Here is a 291-nt window from a genome sequence, read left to right as displayed (position 1 = left end):
CAAGGTGGATAACGGCAGCGAGTTTGCCGGCAAGGTGATGGACCGCTGGGCGTATGAAAACGGCGTGGAGCTGGACTTCTCCCGCAGAGGGACACCGACCGACAACGCGCTGGTGGAAAGCTTCAACGGGCGCCTGCGGCAGGAGTGCCTGAATGAGCACTGGTTCTTGTCACTGGCCGACGCGCGGAGCAAAATCGAAGCGTGGCGGCGCTTCTATAACGAGGAGCGACCCCACAGTGCACTGGCATGGAAAACCCCTGAGGAATTCGCCCGAAATTGCGGGTCCCAAGC

1 protein-coding gene is annotated in these 291 nt (G+C 61.2%); it reads left to right on the top strand.

Annotated features, from left to right (window positions below; genetic code table 11):
* Positions 1-291, top strand: a 291-nt coding sequence (locus XdyCFBP7245_RS23580) for an integrase core domain-containing protein (protein WP_146091752.1), incomplete at both ends; no start/stop codon positions are given.

The sequence above is a fragment of the Xanthomonas dyei genome (genome assembly GCF_002939865.1).
Lineage (GTDB): Bacteria > Pseudomonadota > Gammaproteobacteria > Xanthomonadales > Xanthomonadaceae > Xanthomonas > Xanthomonas dyei.
The sequence above is the reverse complement of the archived record's forward strand: the minus strand, read 5'-3'. Positions and strand labels throughout refer to the sequence as shown.